This is a genomic window from Pseudonocardia sp. EV170527-09 (genome assembly GCF_008369905.1).
Lineage (GTDB): Bacteria > Actinomycetota > Actinomycetes > Mycobacteriales > Pseudonocardiaceae > Pseudonocardia.
This window is the reverse complement of sequence record NZ_VRMC01000152.1, coordinates 1-6,285: the sequence shown is the minus strand read 5'-3', so window position 1 is coordinate 6,285 and position 6,285 is coordinate 1. Positions and strand designations below refer to the sequence as shown.

4 protein-coding genes are annotated in these 6,285 nt (G+C 71.6%); 1 reads left to right on the top strand and 3 read right to left on the bottom strand.

Features of this window, described 5'->3' with window-relative positions; genetic code table 11:
* Positions 1 to 249 precede the first annotated feature (249 nt).
* Entirely contained in the window at positions 250 to 1,809 is a 1,560-nt protein-coding gene (locus tag FVA95_RS27010) for a helicase HerA-like domain-containing protein (protein ID WP_149666636.1), read from the top strand.
* Here FVA95_RS27010 and FVA95_RS27005 read toward each other — a convergent pair.
* The 3 genes from FVA95_RS27005 to FVA95_RS26995 all read right to left on the bottom strand — a co-directional run bounded on the left by FVA95_RS27005 (position 1,772) and on the right by FVA95_RS26995 (position 4,655).
* On the bottom strand, positions 1,772 to 3,436 hold the full coding sequence (locus FVA95_RS27005) for a PH domain-containing protein (protein WP_149666635.1): 1,665 nt from the start codon (positions 3,434 to 3,436) through the stop codon (positions 1,772 to 1,774). The genes FVA95_RS27010 and FVA95_RS27005 overlap by 38 nt on opposite strands.
* Positions 3,433 to 3,984: a PH domain-containing protein gene (locus FVA95_RS27000; RefSeq protein ID WP_149666634.1), complete on the bottom strand. Its 552-nt coding sequence runs from the start codon at positions 3,982 to 3,984 to the stop codon at positions 3,433 to 3,435. Before FVA95_RS27000 ends, FVA95_RS27005 begins: the two co-directional genes overlap by 4 nt.
* Before the next feature lie 155 nt (positions 3,985 to 4,139).
* Positions 4,140 to 4,655, bottom strand: coding sequence for a hypothetical protein (locus FVA95_RS26995; RefSeq protein WP_161992487.1), 516 nt, complete (start codon positions 4,653 to 4,655; stop codon positions 4,140 to 4,142).
* Positions 4,656 to 6,285: the final 1,630 nt, after the last annotated feature.

Here is a 6,285-nt window from a genome sequence, read left to right as displayed (position 1 = left end):
CGACGACGAGTTGAGCGAGCCGCAGCCGGGCGCGCGGGGTCAGGGCGGCGTTAGCGTGGGACACGAAGGCCTCCGGTGGGTGAAGCGGTTCCTAGACAGCTCCACTTCACAACCGGAGGCCTTCGTCTGTCAGCCAGACTCACCGCCCCCGGACGGGACAACCTCCCTGGACATCACACCTAGGTGACATCGGTGCGACGGGCGCGAGCCTCGCCCGCCACCGTCGGGGGTGTGCCCTAGGCTCGCGCCGTGGCTGACGACACACCCGCTCGCACCATCGCCGCCGGATACGCCACCGACGGGGCCGCGCTGGAGCTCGGCACCGTCCTCGTCGACGGCGTGTGCGACCCGCAGGCCAGGGTCCGGATCCCGCTCGCGACGCTCAACCGGCACGGCCTGGTGGCCGGGGCGACCGGCACCGGCAAGACGAAGACGCTGCAGGCGCTGGCCGGGCAGCTCTCCGACGCCGGGGTCCCGGTCCTGCTCGCCGACGTCAAGGGCGACCTGTCCGGCATGGCCCGGCCGGGCGAGCCGAACGACAAGGTCACCGCCCGCTCGACCGACACCGGCGACGACTGGGTCCCGACCGCGTACCCGGTGCAGTTCCTGTCCCTGGGCGACGGCGGGGTCGCCGTCCCGGTGCGGGCGACGCTGACCCAGTTCGGCCCGATCCTGCTGGCGAAGGTGCTCGGCCTCAACGCCACCCAGGAGTCCACTCTCGGCCTGATCTTCCACTGGGCCGACCAGCGCGGGCTGCCGCTGCTCGACACCAAGGACCTGCGCGCGGTCATCCAGCACCTCACCTCCGACGAGGGCAAGGCCGATCTCAAGGGCATCGGCGGGGTCTCCCCCGCGACGGCCGGGGTCATCCTGCGCGCGCTGGTCAACCTGGAGGCCCAGGGCGGCACGGAGTTCTTCGGCGAGCCCGAGTTCGACCCCGCGGATCTGATGCGTCAGGTCGACGGGAAGGGTGTCGTCACCCTGCTGGAGCTGGCCGAACGCGCCGCGAACCCGGTGCTGTTCTCCACGTTCCTGATGTGGCTGCTCGCCGAGCTGTACGAGGAGCTGCCCGAGGCGGGCGACCTGGACCGGCCCAAGCTGGTCTTCTTCTTCGACGAGGCGCATCTGCTGTTCACCGATGCCTCGAAGGCGTTCCTCGACCGCATCGAGCAGACCGTCAAGCTCATCCGGTCCAAGGGCGTCGGGGTGTTCTTCTGCACCCAGCTGCCCACCGACGTGCCGAACGAGGTGCTGTCCCAGCTGGGCGCGCGGATCCAGCACGCGCTGCGGGCCTTCACCCCGGACGACCAGAAGGCACTGTCGCGCACCGTGCGGACCTATCCGAAGTCCGAGGTCTACGACCTGGAGTCGGCGCTGACCTCGCTGGGCACCGGTGAGGCGATCGTCACGGTGCTGTCCGAGCGCGGCGCGCCCACACCGGTCGCCTGGACCCGACTGCGGGCCCCGCGCTCGTCGATGGCAGCCCTGCCCATCGACGACGTCCGCGCCGACGCCGCCGCCTCGCCGTTGCAGGCGAAGTACGGACAGATGGTGGATCGCGAGTCGGCCTACGAGAAGCTCACCGCGAGCATCGCGGCCGGGCCGGGTGGCGAGGCGACGCCGGTCGGGGCGCCCGCGCCCGCTCCGGAGCCGGGCCAGGCCCCGCCGCCCCCGCCGCAGGACTCGCCGGGCGGCGGGTTCTTCTCCACGATCGGGGACTTCCTGCAGTCACCGACCGGTCGTCAGCTCACCACCACGGTGACCCGCGAGATCACCCGCAGTCTGTTCGGGACCCGTCGGCGTCGCTGACCCGCGGCGGGACCCGGAACGGCGCGACCGGGTCCGGGGTGACCGCGGCCATGAGCGCGACGGCGTCGGCGGGGTCCAGGTCCAGCACCTGCACCGAGCCGCCGCCCGCGGCGGTGGTCGCCTCCAACGTCAGCACCCCGGCGCGGCGCTGGAACAGGCTCTGCCGCATCCGCCAGCCGATGACGCCGTCGCGGCGCAGCGCGGTCGTGGTGCGCAGCAGTGACCCGTGCCGGGCGACGAGGTAGTGCTCGTCGAGCCGGTGGCCCAGGGCGCGGTAGCGGTCCAGCGCGAGCGGCAGGGCCAGCAGGACCAGCGTTGCGCTGATCACGACCGGCCACACCGCGGCGTCGAACCAGGCGAACACCCCGAGGGCGGCGGCCGGGACGAGCGCGGGACCGACCGCGCGCACCAGGCGCCGGGTCCGGGCCCGCGGCGGGTGCGCCCGCAGGGGGCCGTCGGTGACCGGGCCGGTCGCGCGGGTGGCCGTCGCGGCGACCGCGTGGGCGTGCGCGCGGCGCACCGGCGGGCCGAGCGCGCCGCTGCCGGAGTCGGCGTCGTCGCCGGCCAGTCCGACGGCCAGTGCCCCGGCCTGGGCGCCGCCACCCAGGGCCCGCACCAACAGCGGCTCGGACACCGTCACCCCGCGCAGCCGCTGCTCGGACACCGACAGCGAGCGCTTGGTCAGCAGGCCGCGGCGCACCCGCAGCGTGCCGTCGGGCTCGCGGCTGAGCCGGTAGTCCCACCAGCGTTCGACGAACAGCACGATGCTGCCGACGACCATGACCAGCAGCAGTGCACCGACCGCGACGAGCACCGTCGCCCAGACCGGCGCCGTCGCCAGCTCCCCGGCGACGGTGTCGGCGCCGGGCAGCGTGCGCGGGTCGAGACCGGTCTCGTTCAGCAGGTTCCAGCCCGCGCCGGCCAGCGCGCCGATCGCGGCCAGCGAGCTGACCGTCAGCGGGGCGTAGCGCAGCGAGGACCAGTCGATCCGGTCGAGCTCCTCGCCCGCGGGCTCCTCCTGGTCCGCCGGGCCGCCGGCGGAGCCGTTCCCGTCGGCATCCCTCCCGTCGACCCCGACGGGCGCCGTCCCGGTCCCGCCGGGATCGGTCCCGGCGGCGGCCGTCGCCGGGCCGGCCGCCGTGGCGGGCCGCGCGAGCAGTTCGCGGCGCAGCCGTTCGGCCTCGTCGGTGGTGACGGCGTCGAGGTCGAGTCCCGCGTCCGACCTGCTCTGCCCGGAGCCGACCTTCACCACCGACAGCCCGACGATCCGGTGCAACAGCGGTGCGGTGAGGTCGACGGTGCGGATCCGGTCCCGCGGCACCGAGCGGCGCTGCCGGATCAGCAGCCCGCTGTGCAGCTCGACGCGCTCGTCGGTGATCCGGTAGCGGGTCGTGCGCCACCGCACGACACCCGCCGCGACGGTGACGACGACCGCCGCCCCCGCGATCCAGACCTGGGTCGAGTTGCCGCTGCCCGCGCCGAACAGGACGAGCACGACCAGCGCGGGGGCCAGACGCAGCAGCGCGGTGGCCGGGCCGACGAGCAGCATCTGGACCGGCAGCCGTCGCCACTCGACCTCGTCGGGAGGCGTGCCGGTGCCCACGGCGGGTGCGTCGGGCTCGGTCACGTCGCGTCCCCGCTGTGCCGCCCGGTCGTCTCGGTGAGCCGTCGGGCGAGCTCGGCGGCGGCCTCGGCGTCGAGCCCGGCGATGCGGACCGGGCCGTGGGCCGACGCGGTCGTGACGGTGACCGTCGCCAGACCCAGCGCTTGCTGCAGCGGCCCGTGCTCGGTGTCGACCGTCTGCACCCGGGGGATCGGCGCGATCCGCCACTCCCGGACCAGCCAGCCGGACCGGGTGTAGACGGCGTCCTCGGTCACCTCCCAGCGGTGCAGCCGGTACCGCAGACCGGGTACGACGAGCGTCCCGACCAGCAGCCACAGCACGGTCAGCACCCCGGTCGCGATCAGCAGCCCGTGCCACGGGACCGCGGGCAGCAGGAACCACGCGACGACCTGGCCGACGAGCAGCACGAGCGGGACCGGCACCGCCGAGAGCCGCCACCACCAGATCGCGCGAGGGTCCAGCCGGTTCGCGGGTGGGCGCAACGGGAGCGGCAGCGCGTCGGTCGGGATCCCGGGCCCGGGGTCGCCGGTGCGGGGGCCGGTGGCGGTCATGGCCCCCACTCTGCCGAACGGAGCGCGCCGGGAGCATCCGCGCGCGCCGTCGGACATTCTCCTGTGGCCGAAAGTGGGGTGCGGCCGAGTGGCACACCACGTGCGCCGTCGAGCGGTGACGGGTACGTGATGTGCCACTCGGCGGGCGACGACGGTCAGTGGGCCTGCGCGGACAGGTCGTAGACCGTGGTGCCGTCGACCGTCGTCGCGGTGTAGTGCTGCGCGACCCAGGCGGTGATCTCCGCACCGGTGCCGCCGCGACCGCCGCCGGGGCCACGCTCGCCGCCGCTGACGAAGTACCGGATGTCGCCGTTCGCGACGTACTGCCGGAACTGGTCCAGGGTGGGGGAGGGGTCGCTGCCGGAGAAGCCGCCGATCGCCATGACCGCGGTGTCCCCGCCCGCGGCGAGCATCATCGACGCCGCGCCCTGGGAGCCGATCGTCGCCGCGGCCCAGCGGGCCGGACCCGCGTCCCGCAGCAGCGCGACGACCTGCGGGCCGGTCCGCTCGGTCCCCGGACCACCGCCGAACATCCCGCCCGGCCCACCCGCACCGGTCTGTCCCGCACCGGTCTGTCCGGTACCGGGTTGCGCGGCACCGTCCGGGAGACCACCACCGGCGCCCGCCGGGGCGGCACCCCCCGGTGCCCCCGGGCGCGGTCGTCCCGGCACCGTCGGCCCGGTCGCGATCGCCCCGCCCGTCGCGGAACCCGCCCGGGCCCCGGTCGGCCCCGGCGACCTCCGGCCCCGCGGTCGGGATGGAGCCCTCGTGCGGGGTCGCCGGCCCCTGCGCTCCACCCCGCTCAACCTGACCCCCGCAGAAGCGTTGTTGACGGTTCTGTTGTCTCGCTTGGCAACGTGTGTCAATGACTCATTGACACACGTTGCCAAGCGAGGGTCGGGAGCTCGGGCTTCGCCGCCGACCCCCGGAGGCGAAGCGATCCACTGCCGGAACTGGCAAGCCCGATTCGCCTCGCGCCGCCAGTTCCCGTCAACGGGCGCTTCTCGGGGACAGGCCTGGGTGGCTGTGGCTGTCGACAAACTAATACCGCAGGGCGCTACTCATCTCTCAGGCCTCTCTTGAGGCGACGTTTCCGAACTGTGTAGACGGCCGTAAGAGTGAGAGCTAAACCGAGTAGCATGCGGAACATTCCCTGTTTCCACAAGATATAAAAATTTCCGACAATGATCTGCGTGCACGTCCACATTGCTACACCAAGCCAGGTTCCAAGCATAGCAAGAGAGATTCGTTTCACTATTCCAAGTTCGGAAGCATCATTCTGCATGCTGAATTTTCTGTGTCAGCAAGCCGCCACGGCCCCCGGTGGGCCCTCCGCCGATGCCTCCGCCAGCAGCTCCAACTGCGGCGCCAGGAACGGAGCCGAGAATAGGGACTGTTACTGTCCCTACCGCTGCGCCACCGAGTCCACCGGTTGTTGCTCCGGTACTGGCTCCACCAACGATGCCAGCTGCGCACTTCCCCCAGTCCTTCCACCAGCCATAGTTGGCGGGGCTATCTCCTGGCCTGTCCTGCGTATCGAGGGTCGGCGCTACGCGAACAACTGAAGGCGACACAAATTCATACCGCAGATGAGTCAGGCCACGCTTACCGCGTGAGACTGTTAATGGAAGAGTCTCAAGAGTATTTTCGCCAATTTTTACAGCAATAGCCCCTCCCTGTTTTGCAAAATTAACCTCAGGGGAGACTCTCAAGAGTAAAGCGTCGCCATCGGCCTGTGCAGTGTACGTAAAATGTTCTGGCGCGGCAGAAGGCGATGCAGAAGTGCGGTTAACCTGGGATGAGGCTTCCAGAGAGTGGATAGTATCCAATGGAGCCAATGTAGATGAAGCGGCGTTGGCGTTTCCGCTGATCAAGGTCATGGATAGGGCGACGATCGTGTGGGCGACGTCGTGGGTCCAGGACTGCACGAGATCTCGCCCTGGAACCGGCACCGCTCCCCGCCGGACACCCCGGCCAGGCCTGAAAGGCCCCTGATGCCCACCGCTGCCCCACCGGCGCCCCCCACCACCACCCAAGAAGCCCTGAGTGGCTCTGTGAGCGCCGAAAACCTCGGGCCGGGGTTATCCCCAGTCGGGGCTGCTTCCAACACGGCGATGTCGGCGCGGAGCCAAGGTGTGTAGTCGTGTCGCGAGGTGGTGCAGTCCGGGGCGGTCGCGGCGGTGCCGATACGGCTGGTGTCCGGGGACGGGCTGTGGTGTCGGTTGATGGACGACCTGACGTGTCGTTGGCCCGGGCGCGATCATGACACGGCTGCCGGGACCGGGGACAGTGCTCTGTCCT

Coding starts and splice junctions, on each gene's coding strand:
- FVA95_RS27000 (WP_149666634.1), bottom strand. CDS start 3,984: ATGACCGCCACCGGCCCCCGCACCGGCGACCCCGGGCCCGGGATCCCG.